The sequence below is a fragment of the Cyclobacterium sp. genome, from assembly GCF_014762705.1.
Classification (GTDB): Bacteria; Bacteroidota; Bacteroidia; order Cytophagales; family Cyclobacteriaceae; genus Cyclobacterium.
The window spans coordinates 1-16,596 of the sequence record NZ_JABURL010000045.1 but is presented as its reverse complement, the minus strand read 5'-3'; the positions used below and the strand labels follow the sequence as shown (position 1 = coordinate 16,596).

Sequence of the window (16,596 nt, the reverse complement as noted above, 5' to 3'; positions counted from 1 at the left end):
TATGCATACAAAATCAATGTCCTTGCTGGGCCTTTCCAATAAAACATCCCTTACATATCCGCCCACCAGGTAGGTTTCCATGCCCAATTGGTCTGCCACTTCCCCTACCTGCTGAAAAATAGGTACTTTATCTAAAGAACTTTTCAGATTCATGAGTTTATTATTTTCACCTTCCCATCGGCATGCAGCTCCATGGCTTTTGATCCTTTGGCTTGGAGTGGAAATGGCTCTTCCCCGGAATGGGGCGCTTCTTCGGTATTTTCTACCCATTGCAAAACTACCGTTTCCCGGAGTTCAAACAACAGCCTGTGCCAGAATGGTGATTTGATTAGTGCAAATTTAATTAATCCTGTGGAATTCATTCCATTCTTTGGGCCAATTGCCGGGGGACTGTGAAAAATCACCTTGTCGGGTGAAAATTCCACGATATCCAGTGCCACTTCAGAAAAACTACCCACCAGTGCCTGCAGTTGGTAGAGTTCATGGATCAGAAAAACGCCGGTTGACCCTGTTGAGTGCCTGCCCGGAGAAAGCCATTCAAAAACCTGTCCCCGGGAATCTTCAAGGGTGATTTTCCCTGTTTGCCTGAATTGGGATTTTACTGCCCGGTAGTCCACTTAGCGCTATTTATTTCCAACATGTCAATTTTAAAAAACTTCTTTGGCTACCCGGTAGGTCGCATCTGCCCGACTCATGGTGTAATAGTGCAGGGTAGGCACCCCATAGGCAACCAATTCCTTGCTCTGCTGTATGGCCCAGGCTATCCCTACCTCCTTCACATCGGCATTGCTTTTGCATTTTTCAAGGGCGGTAAGCAAGTCATCGGGCAGGTCCAGGAAAAAGATCCTGGGCAGGTTTACGATCTGTGAAAGCGTAGTAATGGGTTTCAATCCCGGGATGATGGGAATATCGATGCCCATTTCCCGGACTTTTTCCACAAAGGCAAAATATTTGCGGTTGTCAAAAAACATCTGGGTGACCACATAGGTAGCACCGGCATCCACTTTGGCCTTTAATTTTTTCAGGTCATAGGTCATGCTGGGTGCTTCAAAATGCTTTTCGGGATACCCGGCCACGCCCACACAAAAATCCGTTTGAAAGCCAACCTCCGTTTCATCATGCAGGTAGCGCCCTTTATTCATGCCTATGATTTGTTCCACCAGGCCAGAGGCATACCGGTGGCCATCATGGTGAGGTATAAAATTGGCATCGGTCTTGGGTGCATCGCCACGGAGGGCCAACACATTTTCCACTCCTATAAAATAAAGGTCTATCAGGGCATTTTCGGTCTCTTCCCTGGAAAATCCGCCGCAGAGCAAATGGGGCACTGCATCCACCTTAAAGCGATTCATAATGGCCGCACAGATCCCCACGGTTCCGGGTCTTTTTCGGGTGCTTACCTTTTCCAGCAGGCCGTTGGCATGTTTTTTATAGACGTATTCTTCCCGGTGATAGGTCACGTCAATGAATGGAGGTTTGAATTCCATCAGGGGTGCTATTCCTTCCAGCAGGTTGCTCAGGCTCTGTCCCTTAAGTGGGGGTAGGATTTCGAAAGAAAAAAGCGTTTTATCCGCATTCTGTATGTATTCCGTAACTTTCATTTCAATGAATTAAAGGGCAGTGTGGCTGCCCTAACTGTTATAGGTCAATTGAGGTGCATAGGAAAGGTTGGGCGAAAGCCAGCGTTCTGCCTGGGATTTGGAAACCCCTTTGCGGCGGGCATAATCCTCCACCTGGTCTTCACCGATTTTTCCCAGACCAAAATATTTGCTTTCCGGGTGCCCGAAATAATAGCCGCTTACCGAAGAGGTAGGATACATGGCAAAGCTGTCTGTGAGGCTCATGCCTGTATTTTTTTCCACTTCCAGCAGATCAAAAAGGGTGCGCTTTTCTGAGTGCTCGGGGCAGGCCGGGTATCCCGGGGCAGGCCGGATTCCTTCATAGGATTCCCGGATCAGGCCGTCATTGTCCAGGGATTCATCGGCGGCATAGGCCCAAAACTCTTTTCTTACCCTTTCGTGCAGGTATTCCGCAGCGGCTTCCGCGAGGCGGTCGGCCATGGCCTTGAGCATGATATCGTTGTAATCGTCTCCATCTTTCTGAAAAGCTTTCAGTTTTTCGGCTATCCCCAAACCTGTGGTAACGGCAAATCCGCCGAAATAATCCCTGGCTTTGGGATGAATATAGTCCACCAGGCTTCTGTTGGGCACTCCTTTACCCTTGCGTCCCTGCTGCCGCAGGAAATGAAAAACGTATTGTTTGTCTTTGGTGAATTCCGGATCAATAATCAAATCGTCTCCGGAGCGGTGGACCGGAAACAAGCCCAGTACTGCCTTGGCCTGTAGCCATTGCTCATTGATTATCCGGTCCAGCATGTTGTTGGCATCGTTGTAAAGCTTCAGGGCTTCCTTGCCCACCACCGGGTCTTTCAGGATCTTGGGGAATTTGCCTGCCAGCATCCAGGTGCTGAAAAAGGGTGTCCAATCGATGTATTTCCGGATCAGGCCCAGATCCAGCTTGTCCAGTACCTGAATGCCGGTCTTTTTGGGCTGTACGGGTTGGTATCCCGTCCAGTCAATATCGACAGGATTGAGCTTGGCTTCCTTATAGGTTACCAGCTGTTTAACCTGTTGTTTGGCTTCATGTTCGTCCCTCAGCTTGCTGTACAGGGCTTTCATGTCGGTTCTGTATTTCTCCCGGGTTTCCTTGTTGATGGCTTCTCCCGCTACGGGTACGGATTTGGAGGCATCCGCCACATGTACCACCGTACCGCTGTACACCGGGTCGATCTTGACTGCCGTATGGATCCTTGAAGTGGTGGCCCCGCCAATCAGAAGTGGGATTTTCAAGCCCCTTCTTTCCATTTCAGACGCCACATTGACCATCTCATCCAGCGAAGGGGTGATCAGGCCGCTCAGACCGATAATGTCAACCTTGTTGGCCAGGGCTTCCTCAATGATTTTTTCGGTCTCCACCATTACCCCCAGGTCAATAATTTTATAGCTGTTGCAGGCCAGTACCACACCCACGATATTTTTACCGATATCATGCACATCCCCTTTGACGGTAGCGAGCAGGATCCGGTTGATGTTGTCTTCTCCCGCATCCTCACCGTCGACGTTCTCCTCCGGCAAAGGCATAAAGGGCTCCAGGTAGGCCACGGCTTTTTTCATTACCCGTGCACTTTTGACCACCTGGGGCAAAAACATTTTACCTTCTCCAAAGAGGTCACCCACCACATTCATTCCGTCCATCAGGGGTCCTTCTATGACCTTCAGGGGATCTTCCAGGTGCAACCTGGCCTCCTCTGTGTCATCCACAATATGGTCCAGGATACCTTTGACCAGGGCATGCTGGATACGTTTCTCTACAGGCTGGCTTCTCCATGCTTCGTCCGTTTTGCTCTTCTTGCCGGCAGATTTTACCGTTTCGGCAAAGTCCAGCAAGCGCTCAGTGGCATCCTCACGGCGGTTCCAGATTACATCTTCCACATGCTGAAGCAGGTCTTTGGGAATGTCGTCATAGACTTCCAGCATGGAGGGGTTGACGATCCCCATGTCCATGCCGTTTTTGATGGCATGGTATAAAAAAACGGCATGCATGGCCTCCCGGACCGGGTTGTTGCCTCTGAAAGAAAAGGAAACATTACTTACTCCTCCGCTGACTTTGGCACCGGGAAGGTTATTTTTGATCCATTTGGTGGCCCTGAAATAATCTATGGCATTGGACCTGTGCTCGTCCATGCCCGTGGCTACGGGAAATATATTGGGATCAAAGATGATGTCCTGGGGATTGAATTTTACCTTTTGGGTAAGTACATCATAGCTTCTTTTGCAGATCTGTATGCGCCTTTCATAGGTATCTGCCTGACCTTTTTCGTCAAAGGCCATGACTACCACGGCAGCGCCAAATTTTTTGATGGTTTTGGCCTGGGCAATAAACTCTTCCTCCCCGTTTTTCAGGCTGATGGAATTCACGATCCCCTTGCCCTGAATACATTTCAGGCCTGCCAGGATGATCTTCCATTTGGAACTGTCGATCATCACCGGAATTCGGCTGATTTCAGGTTCGGAAGCGATCAGGTTGAGGAACCTGACCATGGCGGCCTCACCGTCGAGCATGGCTTCATCCATGCAAACATCGAGGATCTGGGCACCTCCACGAACCTGATCCAGGGCTACCTCAATGGCTTCATCGTAGTTTCCGTTCAATATCAACCGGGCAAACTTTTTGGATCCGGTGACATTGGTTCTTTCTCCAATGTTGACAAAATTGATGGCCGCATTGAAAACCAAAGGCTCCAGGCCTGAGAGTTGCAATGTAGGCACCTTGTTGGTATAAGTCATGGGTTTATTTTTCAAGGGTTTTGACATTCAATTGTCTGGGACTGTATTTGGAGGCCGTATTGGAAATGGCGGCAATGTGCTCCGGAGTGGTACCACAGCAGCCTCCCAGGATGTTTACCCAGCCTTCCTTCAGAAATTCTTCCAGCTGTTCATTCATTTCTCCGGGTCCCTGATCGTATTTTCCAAATTCATTTGGCAGGCCAGCGTTGGGGTAAACGCTAACATAGAAGGGGGCATTTTCTGCCAGTACTTTCAGGTAAGGTCTGAGTTCCCTGGCACCAAGGGCACAATTCAAGCCCACACTCAACAGGGGCACATGCGCGATGGAAATCAAAAAGGCTTCGGTGGTCTGTCCCGACAAGGTCCTTCCGGAAGCATCAGTAATGGTACCGGAAATCATGATGGGAATTCCTCCCTCATGGGGGTCCAGCGGCAATCCCCGCTTTTCAAAGACATCCTGAATGGCATAAAGGGCCGCTTTGGCATTCAGGGTATCAAAGACCGTCTCCACCAGAAGAATGTCCACTCCCCCATCCAAAAGTCCCTCCACCTGTTCGGAATATGCTTCCACCAGCTGGTCAAAGGTCACGGCCCGGAATCCGGGGTCGTTTACATCAGGTGATATGGAAGCGGTCCGGTTGGTAGGCCCGATGGCTCCGGCCACAAATCGGGGTTTCTGTGGGTTTTTGGCAGAGCACTCGTCGGCTACTTCCCTGGCCAGTCTGGCCGATTCCACATTAAGCTGGTAGGCCAGATCAGACAAGCCATAATCCTCCTGTGCAATGGAGGTGCTGCTGAAAGTATTGGTTTCGACGATATCGGCACCGGCATCAAAATAGGCTTTATGGATTTCCCGGATGATTTCCGGACGTGTAAGGGAAAGGAGATCATTGTTGCCCTTAAGGGATTTTTTAACCCCGTAAAGCGCTTCATTTCTGAAGTCATCCTCCTTCAAGGCGTACCTTTGGATCATGGTACCCATGGCACCATCCAAAATTAAAATCTTTTTTTGAAGTTGCTGAAGCAATAAATCGGTTCTGTTTGGCATCTGTTTTTTGCAATTTTTCAAAAAGCTTATCCGAGCATGAACCGTTATAAAACTAGAAAAGTTTGTCTAACTTATTCGGCTCATCTTTATCCGGCATTTCCGGAACGGGAATTAGCACCTTGTCACATCAGGTTGCTAAGACATCATAGGGCCCTACCCTCCGTCTTTCTCGATAAGCAATCACAAAAGTAACAGGATTTCAGGAGAAAAAATCCCTTTTGACCAAAAAATTTACCATTTAAGAAGTGGGGTTTTGTCCGGACGACCAGGCTTAGCTCCCTGCTAGGGTCTCAGCCCCAGGCCAAATTGAACATAAGGTCCTGACAGGTAGTTGGCCATGGTGATCTCTCCCAGACGGTACCTGCTCAGGGGCACTTCGTATCCTGCATGTGCAGAATAAACAATTCTGAATAGGTTTTTGAATACCGGCATGGCGTAGGACATGATCATTTCACTTTTGCTCATCAAACCCCGTTTGCGGAGGTACCCGTCATGATCGGGTTCCTCAAACAAGAGGGGGAAATTTGGTTTTCCAGTCTTTTCCAGACTGTAGCGGAGACTTCCGATTCCCAGTCCCGCTAAAACACCCAGTTCCAGATTTCTTCGTTTATACAGTTGAACCCCATAATTTCCATAAACACGCAAACTGTTGAGGCTCTGCTGGTAGTTTTCGTTTGCCCTTCCGGAATTGGAAATATTGAAAACATCTACTCCATACAATCGACCCCGGTTTTCTCCAAGGATCTTCATTCCCAGGTTTCCAGGGGTATCTTTGAAAGGTTGCATGCCGTTTTCTGTCAGGGCTGCATTCAGGCGTTTCGGATTTTTGAATGTTTGACCATATAAAAAATGAACCCCGATACCGGCATCTGGAAAAAAGAGTTTTTGATCGGAAAGGGAAACCCCTGCTCCCAGTCGAAAAAAGGCCCCGCTCTGCAGGTTGTCGAAGGTGATGTCATTCATGTTCCATGCCCCTTCAAAAGGGCTGAAGGAATAGCCGAATTTACCCAGAAGGCTAAGGTTCTCTTCCAAACCGGGAAGTGGCAGGTCGTAGCCGAATTGAAATCCGATTTCTGTCAGAAAACCGCCGAAATGATGGGTTCCTTTTTGTATATCATGTTTGCGGATGAGGAATCCTTGCTCGGGTTGGTCCAGGAAGGCGCCCAGGTCAGAGACATTGCGTTGGTCCCGGAGCATTTGAAAATTAAGGTACCCCGCCCCCAGTGACATGTAGTGTACCAGGTGAAATTTACCTTCTTCGGTCAGTGAATAGCCAATATTCATGTAAAACCTGCTGGTGCGGTGGTCCAGGGTATAATCCCTGAAATAGGATTTGGATCCGTTGTTTTGCAGGAGTTCGAATCCCAGGATAAAGTCGCTCAGCCGGTACTGGTAGCCCAACCCCATGGTATTGTAACCACCCCGAAGGTTGGAAATACCCTTTTGGGCAAGCATCTCATTCAATTCCCGGATATTGGATCCTGAAGTACCCATTATAAAATACAAGGTAGATCGCTCGGAAGGCCGGGTCTGTTGGGCCTGAAGGTCAGCAAGACCTAAAATGCAAATAATCAAACATGTCGTCCATTTCACCATAGTGCACCGCAAAGTTGCAAAGGTAGAATTTTAAGTGGAAAATTGCATTATTATTTAGGCAGGAGCTGTTTTTTTGAAGCGGGAAAAAAAGATCGGGCTGACCTATGGTGATGTGAGGATGCGATGATGTGAGGATGTGGTGATGTGAGGATGTGGTGATGTGAGGATGGGATGGTTTGATGGTAGAAGGATTGTTTATTTGGTTAACTGGTTAATTGATTTGGGGTGGGTCAGCACCGGATGGAAATCGGCCGTGCCTACGGCACTTGGGTTTGTGGTGGCTTTGATGTGCACGTAATCAGGAGTACAAATCCTGGTTATCTATATTGCAAATGTCGAACAGCACTAACAGAACCGCTCTGCGGAATTTGTAATTCCGTGGTCCAGATAAAAGGGGATTTGTAATCCCCGAAAGTGTACGTAAAAATCCCCCAGCCCCCTTTTTAAGGGGGATTTGTGTGGTGATGGCTTTTTGTTTAGTTATCCGATTTGCTGTTCCAATGGAATGGACAACCCATTGCATCCCACTAAAAAAAACTGTGCCCATCTGTGGTGATTTTTTTTGTTCTTCATGCGGTCCCGGCTGCTAAAAGCTCCGGTAGGAGCGGACGATATGGGGTTCAGCCCATGGTTTCGGGCCAATCCCCGGAGCTAAAGCGCCGTAGGTACAGCCTGCCCTGACCGGAGTCAGGGGACCATTTGAACATCCCCGTCAAGTATCGGCCGTCCCTACGGGACTTTCGGACAATCCTCAGCTTATGGTTGAAACCCACGGTTATTATATGAGTCGTGCCTATGGCACTGCGGTTTGTGGTGGGTTGTTGTGCGCGTAATCAGGATTGCAAATCCTGGTTATCTATATTGCAAATGTCGAACAGCACTAACAGAACGCTCCGCGGAATTTGTAATTCCGTGGTCCAGATAAAAGGGGATTTGTAATCCCCGGACGGGTACGAAAAAATCCCTCCCGACTCTGGTCGGGACAGGCTCTACCCCCTTTTTAAGGGGGATTTGGGCCCGATGGATTTTTTATTTACATTTTTTTTGTACTTTTCCATAAGCCGGATGAAATTTATGCCACCAACTGCAGGCCTCCCATTCCAGCTTCAAAAAAAATCTGTGGGAATCCGTGGAAATCTGTGGTGGATCTTTTTTTCCGGAAAATCAAAGGTACTTGATGATTTTTCCGTACAGGTTTTCGGGGGTAAAGGGCTTGGAAATATAATCATCCATTCCAGAAGCTTCGAGCTGCTCCTTCACTTCCAGTAGAGAGGAGGCCGTCAAGGCAATGATCGGCACGTTTCGTTTGGAAAGCAAGTCCAGTTTACGGATGATTCTGGCGACTTCAAAACCATCCATTTCCGGCATTTGAAGATCCAGTAGCACCAGATCAAAATCATTTTTAAAAAAATGATCCAGGGCAATTTTCCCATTGGCAGCAAACACGATTTCCCCTACTCCCCATTTGGAAAGGAATTTTTTGAGCAATACCTGGTTGACCTGATTGTCTTCTGCCACCAGGATTTTCTTATCTCCCAGCTTGCCGTTCCATTCGATCACATCCTTTGCACTCAATTCAGGAAGTTCATCCTGCTTTTCAAAATCCACTTCAAACCAAAAAGTGGAGCCCACCCCCAGTTTGGATTCCAGGTGTATGTCTGTACCAAAAAGCTTTGTCAGTTTTTTGACGATGGCCAGGCCCAGACCTGTACCTCCGTATTTTCTGGTGGTATCCGAACTGGCTTGGGTAAAGGCATCGAAGATGGATTTGATCTTGCTGGTGGCAATACCAATGCCTGTATCCTTGACGGTAAACCTGACCTTAACCCGGTTTTCTTTTTGACTGATCAAATCAAGGGAAATCTTTATGTAGCCCTGGTCGGTAAATTTGATGGCATTACTGATCAGGTTATTGAGGATCTGAGCAATGCGCACAGGGTCTCCTATCAATAATTTGGGCAGGCCAAAGTCGGGCTCATAAATGATTTCCAGGGATTTGTCCCTGAGCTGATAGGCATAAGAATGAATGATTCTGTTGATCAGGTTTTTGGGTTCAAAAGGCACTTTTTCCAGAATCAGTTTTCCGGAATCTATCTTGTTGAAATCCAATATATCATTGATGAGCCCAAGCAGATTTTCTGCAGAAAACTGCAGGGTACGCAGGTTTTCCAACTGGTCTTCCCTGGGGTTATCTTCCAGCAGCAAGTGGGAGAGCCCGATCACGGCATTCATGGGCGTGCGGATCTCATGGCTCATCACAGACAAAAACTGACTCTTGGCATTCAGGGCAAATTCCGCTTTTTCTTTGGCTTTGAACAGCTCCTTTTGGGTTTCTTTCAGCTTGGTGATGTCTCTGGCAATACCGGTATAATACCGCACCTCCCCTTTTTCATCCTTGATTACCTTGCCACTTGAGCTGAACACCCTGTAATGCCCTTTTTTATGGCGCAAACGAAATTCAAACTCCGGGTTGTCCTGAAAATACCTGATAGGGCTGATTTCACCATCCAGGAAAACCTGGGCATCTTCGGGATGCAAAAAATCGGTAAAATCCCCACTGGTAAACTCAAAGGTTTCATAGCCAAGGAACTGCTTGACATTGGGGGAAACATAGCTCAATTCCATCTGAGCAGTGATGGAGAAAATGATTTCCGTTGATTCCTCAACCAGGTTGCGGTATTTGATTTCACTTCTTTTTAGTTCTTTTTTGGCTTTGTATTCTTCGGATATGTCCCGGACAATTCCCAAATAATATTCCAATTGATCTCCATTGAAAATTGGTTTGGCGGTCAAATCGTAAATCCTGTTCATATAAGGCAGGATTTTGGTGACCGTATTTTTTTTATCCAGGGCTTCATGCATCAGGGGAGCCACCTCTTCCAGGGTGGTCGTATGCACTTCTTCAATGGTTTTGCCTTCAAAATATTCCTTGTCCAATCCCCAATACCTGAAATTGGACCCTTCGGCTACCAGGTATTTCAGGTTTTTGTCTATCAGAAAAACATTGGTAAGGGGAATATTGGAAGCCAGCACCCGGTAGCGATTTTTAATTTTTTCTATTTCCAGCCTGTCATTTTTCCTTTCCGTCACATCCTGCAAAAGCCCCTCGTACAGGACCACATGGCCATCCTGGTCAAAAACGGGACGGATCTTATCTTCCACCCACCTGTAGGTTCCCTCTGCTGAAATCAGTCTATACTCCCTGCTGTACTGTGTTTTTTCCGGCCGGACCAATTCCTTTTCGAAAATACCAAGGTCTTCGGGGTGGATGATATCCATCAGGCTGGCCGCCTGCCGGATCAGCTTGTCCGCCTTGTATCCAAACTGGTTGATGTTTTCTGTGATGTAACACAATTTAAAGCCCTGATTGGGTTCTACTTCAAAGAGTACTGCCGGGCTATTCTCGATGATCATTTTGGCCTTTTTGGCCATTTCCTCACGCTGTATCTTGGAGGTCAGGTTTCTGACCAGAAAAGAATACCCGATTTTTTCTATTTCGCTGTTTTGGATGGGCTTTACAGAAATTTCATAGGGTTGTACCTGTCCGGAGTTATCCAAAAGCTGCACCTCCTCCAACCAAATATTTGCCTCAATGGCCTGCTGTGCCAGCCCCTCAAAAGTGTTGGATGCGGCACTGATAATTTGAAAAAAGTCACTGATCTTTCCCTGTCCATTTTGTTTGGGATTACCCTCAAAAATTGCCTCCTGATTCATATAGACGACATTCAGATTCAAATCAGTGACATAAATAGGCTCATTTACCTGCGCCAGTATCTGGGATTCGAATAACAGTTTGCGCTCTACTGTTTTCTTTTCCGTAATGTCATTGCAAAACCCAAAAACCTCCAGGTTTCCCTGGGGAGTCAATTGATTGACCTGTACCCCATAGGCAATGTATTTCTCTTTACCGTTGGGGTTGGTGAAAATGAATTCTCCGGAAACCGACTTCCTCTTCCTTATGGCCAGCTGAATCTGTGATTTAACCTTATCCCTGTCTTCTGAGCGGATCAGGTTGAGGAAATTGCGAATACTCATTGCATCTATGCCGGTATCCAGCTGAAAAATCCGGGTGATCCCTTTAGAGAAATAAATCCTTCGGTCCGAATGATTGAAACGCCAGGATCCGGATTTGGCCAGAATTTCTGTCGAGCTCAGTAATTTTTCATTTCGGAAAAGTTCTGCTTTGGTGGAGCGATTGATATAGGCAGCTCCCAACACATCTCCCAGTTGCTTGAGGACATATTCATCACGGTGTGCCTGTTTCCACTCCTTCTGGGGCAAGGTGCTGCTCAGGGTATATATTCCCAATAATTTGTTTTGGGCAAAAATGGGCACCAAAATGAATGACCTTACACCATGTTTTTCAGCGATCAAGGCTTCAAATGGATGCAATTCCGTGATTTGCTGCAGGTCTCCTACCGCTCTGAAGCCGGTATGGGCCAATCCATCCAGGAAATTTTCCTGCCCTTCGAATGAAATGGAATGCTCTACTTTCTCTATTCCCGGACTGGGATCTTTTTCCCATTCAAATACGCATTCCAATAATTTAATTTCCTTTTGGACGAGAAAGAAATTTGCCCTTTCCGCATGTTGGGCGTGGGCGATCATGGACAGGGCCTTGAGAAATACCTGGTCCCATTCCTCATCGGAGGCATTTAAAAAATGGGTAGAAACCCAATTGATCATCCGTTCAAATTCCACCTTGCGGTTTAGCAAACTGGCAGCGTCTTCTTCAAAAGCCAGATCCTGATCTTCATTATTTCCTGCATCAGATTTTTTTCGTCCGCCATTTGCTGTTGTAAAATGACCGGTAAGCAGGCAAATCTTGGTACCATCGTCAAGGATGCTTCCTTCTATTTTTAACAATAATTGTACTTTCCCCTCGTGTTGGTACTCAATATGAAAAATTTCCTGACGATCGTTTTCAAAATAACGCTGAATATCCTGAACCAGCTTGTCAAATTCTTTCAGGTAATTCTCCCAAACTCCATCTTTTTTTTTATGAAAAAGACGCCAATCTCCCTCTGAAAAAATGACCTGATCTTTATTAAAAATCAAAAGCAATTCATGTCCCTTTTTGGGTCCTTGAAATAGAATTTGTTCGAACTCTTTGTTCATTTTAAAAATAAATAATCAATTATTGTTCCTGCCAAAGTCTGGACTGTATGGCAGTGGCATATGCCTGATGTAATTAAGGCCTTAAGTTAATAACAAAAATCAATTCTATCATTAATTTGTCCTAATAATATCAAATCTCCCTGAATAACAGGAATTAATGGCCTCAAAAATCAGGAGCAGTCAATCCTCTTTAAGCTCAGAAATCAACTGGTCCAGATCCGCTTTTTTGATGAGTTGGTTGTTTACTACCGCCACCGGTCCTGATTTGCAGCAATCCATGCATTTGGTCTTCACCATTTTAAACTTTCCCCTGAATTCCCCCTCATGCAGGATTTGCTTGATTTTCCCGGCAAAATTCTTGGCCCCATTGCTTTTACAATCGGACCCCGAACAGACAAAAATAAACTTTCTCCGCTTTTTCATTACCTAAAACCTTTAATTACCAAAAGCCAACTGCAGCAAAATACCGCAAATGTATGCTCCATAGGTCCCAAGACCGTAACCCAGGACTGCCAGCAACACCCCTACAGGTGCGAGGGCAGGGTGAAAAGCGGAAGCCACAATGGGTGCCGAGGCCGCTCCTCCTACATTGGCCTGGGAGCCAATGGCCACATAAAAAAAAGGAGCCCGGATCACAAAAGCAACCAAGAGCATAAATGAAATATGGAAAATCATCCAAACAAAACCAACTAAAAAGAAAACCGGGTTGTCCAAAACGGCTCTCAGGTCCATCTGCATGCCAATGGTAGCTACCAGCACATACAATAAAACACTGCCCATCCGGGATGCACCCACGCCTTCAAGTTTTCTGGCCCGGGTAAAAGAAAGCAGTAAGCCTCCCGTGGTGGCCAGAATGACCAGCCAGAAAAAGGAGGAGTCCAATGAATAAGTTTTCAGGGCGGGATAATGCTCTCCAATATGCACGGCCAGGATCTCACCCAAAAAATGAGCGATCCCGGTAACTAAAAAACCCAGGCCCAAAATGGTCATGGTGTCAGCAAGGCTGGGAATTTTCATTATACTCAGCTGGTATTTTTCTACCTTCTCTTTCAAGGCTGAAATGGCCGAGGTATCCGCTTTCAACAACTTGTCCAACAGGGCAGGTTTGGCGGCCCAGTAGAGTAAAAAAGCCATCCATAAATTGGCCACTATCACATCCACGGCAATCATCTGGCTGAAAAGGACCGGGCTGGCTCCAAAAACTTCCAGCATGGCTGTCTGATTGGCGCTCCCGCCGATCCAGCTGCCTGCAATGGTGGCCAGTCCGCGCCAGGTTTCATCTGCACCTATTCCCCCCAATACTTCGGGATAAAGAAGTGATACCAGGTAAAGGGCCACCGGACCGCCGAAAATGATCCCGAAAGTCCCCGTCAAAAACATGATCAGGGCTTTGGGACCCAGTTTTAAGACACTTTTCAGGTCTATGCTCAAGGTAAGTAGCACCAAAGAAGTGGGCAGCAAATACCTGGAAGCAATAAAATACAGTTGAGAATCTGCACCGGATATCAGACCGAAAGTATTGAATAAGGCGGGTAAGAAATAACAAAGCAAAACTACCGGAACAAAGCGGTAAATGGCCCTGAAAAAGGGATGATCACTGGCAGAGGTATAAAAAACCAATGCCAAAAGGCCCATAATAAGGCCAAAAACCACCGCATCATTACTTATCCATACATTTTCCAAAACTAGCTGATCTTTTTCCAAAGCGTCAAAAATTCACTCAATATCATTGCCGTGGCTCCCCAGACCACTTCCTTGTTGATTTCATAATAAGGAGCTTTGATGGTAGTGCCTTTGCTGGTAAATACAAGTTTTTCTTTTTGCATTTCCCTGTTGAGCAGGGTTTCAAAATTACAGGTGACCAACCGGTCTACCTCCCTGGGGTCGATTTTGAATGAGGGCCTTTGGCTGGCATAGCCCACGAAGGGCCGGACAGAAAAATTACTGGGTGGAATATATAAATCTGAAAGGTTGCCTAATAAGGTGATCGATTTTCGGTCTACCCCTATTTCCTCTTCTGTCTCCCTGAGCGCCGTATAGCTGAGGTCATGGTCACCGGCATCCATTTTCCCGCCGGGCAGGGCAATCTGACCACTATGGACCCCCTCGTAAACGGCCCTTTTTATAAAAGGTATGCTGATTCCTTCCGGACCGGGACAAAACAACAACAACACTGCTCCCTTTCTGGCTGTTGCCAGGCGATTTTGGTCAAAACGCTCTTTTTCCAAAGGCACCGGTGCCATATGGGCCTGCCCCAGCCTTCCCGGTAAAGGCTGCCTTAAACCTCTCTCAAGCACTTTTATCAACTCAATAAATTCCATGGGCATCTTTTAACAGTGCGAAAAAAAGGCCTGAATAATATTCAGGCCTTTTTTATTTATCAAACCTATTAAACCTATTGGGTTGTATTCAAATAAATGAATAAACTCGCTCGAAATTTAAACAATAATTCTACAAATCCAAAGGTTAATAATTTTGCCGGAAAAAAATAAAACAGTAATATCCCTGTCGAATGACCATTTAACAAATAAGTTCCGCTTTTATGCCCGATAGCATTTCCTCACTCACCGTCAACACCATTCTCAAAGGATATGAAACCTACATTTCAGAATTTAACCGGCTTACCCAGGAAATCCCGGCAAATTTTGTCCAATGCGATTGGAAAACCCTGCAGGACAACCACCGCAAAAGACTTCGGCTTTACAAAGACCTGCTAAAAGACATTATCCGGATGTGCAAAGAACAGCTTGGGCAAAAGGTTTCCCAAAAAGAAACATGGGTGGTTTTGAAATCCAGCTATCTGGAACTGATCAGGAACAAGGCAGACAAAGAGTTGGCTGCTACTTTTTTCAATTCGGTTTTTAGAAAAACCTACCCCGGCAATATCATTGACGATGCGCTGATGTTTGTGGAAGCTCCATTTGAAGAAATTCCCCGGGAGATGGATTCCAGCCTGTTTTACAATTATCCCGGAACAGGTAAACTCGAAGATATATTCAGAAAAATACTGGCTGATTTTGATTTCGGCACTGCTTATTACCAAAAAGAAACAGACATTCACAACCTGGTCAGCGGGGCACAAAAGGTGATTCTGAGCCGTTATAAGGCCACTTCTGAAACCACCACCCAAGTATTGCGGGATATTTTTTACCGCAATAAAGCCGCCTACCTGATTGGCAGAACTTTTATAGGCCAAAAGTGGATGCCCTTTATCATTCCCTTTGTACACAATGCCAAGGGCGTATTTGCCGATACCCTGATCTTTGACCCCAATATCATGAGTGGTATTTTCAGTTATACCCGCTCCTATTTTATGGCGCGCATCCAGACACCGGCACAAACCGTTCTTTTCCTGAATTCGGTCATACAACACAAGCGGCCCTATGAAATTTATAATGCCATAGGATTCAACAAGCATGGGAAAACTGCCTTTTACAGGGATTTCACCAAACACCTGAGGGAAAGCCAGGATGATTTTGTGGAGGCCAGTGGCATCAAGGGCATGGTCATGACAGTCTTCACCCTGCCCTCTTATAATATTGTCTTTAAATTGATCAAAGACCATTTTGAACCGCCCAAAAACATGACCCGGCAGCAGGTCAAGGAAAAATACAAACTGGTGGGTCTGCATGACAGGGTGGGGAGAATGGCCGATACCCATGAATTTGAAAACTTTAGATTGCCACTAAACCGGATTGCTCCGGAATTGATGAAGGAATTGAAAAATACCGTCAACTCCCTACTGGAAATTGATGGGGATACCCTGGTCATCCGCCACCTGTATATTGAAAGACGTTTGCAGCCCATGAATATCTATCTGGAGGACTGCAGCCTGGAAGCCGCCAGACATGTGGTAGACGATTATGCCAATGCCATCCTCCAAATGGCCCAGGCCAATATTTTCCCTGGTGACATGATGATCAAAAATTTTGGGGTCACCCGGCAGAACAGGGTCATCTTTTATGACTACGATGAAATCGAATTTTTGGAAAACATGAATTTCAGGGCCAAACCAAAACCCGAAAGCTATGAGCAGATATATGCTTCCGAACCCTGGTATGAAATAAAGGCAAACGACGTTTTCCCCGAGGACTTCAAGCGTTTTATGATAGGCAGGGCCGATGTCAGGGATTATTTTATCCAATCCAACCCACAGCTGTTTGATCCCGGATACTGGAAAGAGATACAGGCTGCAATCAAAAAAGGGGAACTGATCCACGCTTTTCCCTACCCGGAAAGCATGCGGTTCCGGCCGGAAGAAAAAATCTGATTCCCGGTGTCTGGCCCAACCCTCTTTCCGTATTTAATTTACAGGTGTTCTTTTCTATAGAATTTCTTCAGGAGTTATACTTTCAAAAAATATTTTTAATTGCGCCATCGGTAGACCTAACATTTTGAAAAATGCAGAAATTGGGATGACGATGGTATATATTTAAGGCAATTAGATTTTACCACATAGTGCATATAGAACACATAGTTTTATAGATT

At 46.2% G+C, this 16,596-nt stretch carries 11 protein-coding genes and 1 riboswitch; of the genes, 1 reads left to right on the top strand and 10 read right to left on the bottom strand.

The features are described from left to right. The 10 genes from HUJ21_RS07930 to HUJ21_RS07885 all read right to left on the bottom strand — a co-directional run. Window positions 1-81, bottom strand: an 81-nt coding sequence (locus HUJ21_RS07930; RefSeq protein WP_291368545.1) for a hypothetical protein, incomplete at its 3' end; no start/stop codon positions are given. A gap of 68 nt (window positions 82-149) precedes the next feature. Next, a complete protein-coding gene (locus tag HUJ21_RS07925; protein ID WP_291368539.1) occupies window positions 150-617 on the bottom strand; it encodes a hypothetical protein in 468 nt (155 codons plus the stop codon). Between the two features lie 30 nt (window positions 618-647). Further along, a complete protein-coding gene (gene metF, locus HUJ21_RS07920) occupies window positions 648-1,601 on the bottom strand; it encodes a methylenetetrahydrofolate reductase [NAD(P)H] (RefSeq protein WP_291368537.1) in 954 nt (317 codons plus the stop codon). Window positions 1,602-1,631: 30 nt separating this feature from the next. Continuing rightward, a complete protein-coding gene (gene metH / locus HUJ21_RS07915) occupies window positions 1,632-4,346 on the bottom strand; it encodes a methionine synthase (RefSeq protein WP_291368543.1) in 2,715 nt (904 codons plus the stop codon). 4 nt (window positions 4,347-4,350) lie between these two features. After that, on the bottom strand, window positions 4,351-5,394 hold the full coding sequence (locus tag HUJ21_RS07910) for a homocysteine S-methyltransferase family protein (RefSeq protein ID WP_291368535.1): 1,044 nt from the start codon (window positions 5,392-5,394) through the stop codon (window positions 4,351-4,353). Window positions 5,395-5,471: 77 nt separating this feature from the next. Further along, window positions 5,472-5,573, bottom strand: a riboswitch (SAM riboswitch). Window positions 5,574-5,676: 103 nt separating this feature from the next. Next, window positions 5,677-6,969, bottom strand: a complete 1,293-nt coding sequence (locus HUJ21_RS07905; protein ID WP_291368533.1) for a hypothetical protein — start codon at window positions 6,967-6,969, stop codon at window positions 5,677-5,679. 1,185 nt (window positions 6,970-8,154) lie between these two features. Then, entirely contained in the window at window positions 8,155-12,108 is a 3,954-nt protein-coding gene (locus HUJ21_RS07900; RefSeq protein WP_291368532.1) for a PAS domain S-box protein, read from the bottom strand. Window positions 12,109-12,288: 180 nt separating this feature from the next. Further along, window positions 12,289-12,531 carry a (2Fe-2S) ferredoxin domain-containing protein gene (locus HUJ21_RS07895; RefSeq protein ID WP_291368530.1) on the bottom strand — a complete coding sequence of 81 codons (243 nt, stop codon included), beginning with the start codon at window positions 12,529-12,531 and terminating at the stop codon, window positions 12,289-12,291. Between the two features lie 12 nt (window positions 12,532-12,543). Beyond that, the gene (locus tag HUJ21_RS07890; RefSeq protein ID WP_291368541.1) at window positions 12,544-13,743 is read right to left on the bottom strand and encodes a DUF819 family protein; all 1,200 of its coding nucleotides are present in this window, start codon (window positions 13,741-13,743) and stop codon (window positions 12,544-12,546) included. A 50-nt stretch (window positions 13,744-13,793) separates the two neighbouring features. Further along, complete coding sequence (locus HUJ21_RS07885; protein ID WP_291368528.1) at window positions 13,794-14,429, bottom strand: CoA pyrophosphatase; 636 nt, start codon at window positions 14,427-14,429, stop codon at window positions 13,794-13,796. Between the two features lie 221 nt (window positions 14,430-14,650). Between HUJ21_RS07885 and aceK the strand changes: the two genes are divergently transcribed. Beyond that, on the top strand, window positions 14,651-16,378 hold the full coding sequence (gene aceK / locus HUJ21_RS07880; RefSeq protein WP_291368525.1) for a bifunctional isocitrate dehydrogenase kinase/phosphatase: 1,728 nt from the start codon (window positions 14,651-14,653) through the stop codon (window positions 16,376-16,378). Window positions 16,379-16,596: the final 218 nt, after the last annotated feature.